At 32.9% G+C, this 255-nt stretch carries 1 protein-coding gene; it reads right to left on the bottom strand.

Translation table 11 applies throughout. The features are described 5' to 3' along the window. Positions 1–255 (bottom strand): transposase (locus tag V6C27_14960; protein MEG6617670.1); only part of this gene is annotated, 255 nt, incomplete at both ends.

The following is a 255-nucleotide window of genomic DNA, read 5'->3' as shown; positions in this document are numbered from 1 at the left end:
TCCTTTCGGTCATTCTTGCTTGGGTTATTGTCGTCTAATTCTTTGCTTCGTTTGACATGAAATGGATTAACCAGTGCTACTTTCATTTGAAGATCTTTTATATATTGAGCTATAGGAAACCAATAATAGCCAGTAGGTTCCATTCCAATCATGGCATAATTTTTTTGATACTTTGCTTTTAGCTCTTCAATCCACTCTACAAATGAAGAAAAACCACTATCATCATTGTTAAATTTAAAAAGTTTGCCAACTTCA

The sequence above is a fragment of the Peptococcaceae bacterium 1198_IL3148 genome, assembly GCA_036763105.1.
GTDB lineage: Bacteria > Bacillota > Desulfotomaculia > Desulfotomaculales > Desulfohalotomaculaceae > JBAIYS01.
This window is presented reverse-complemented; position numbering and strand designations above follow the sequence as displayed.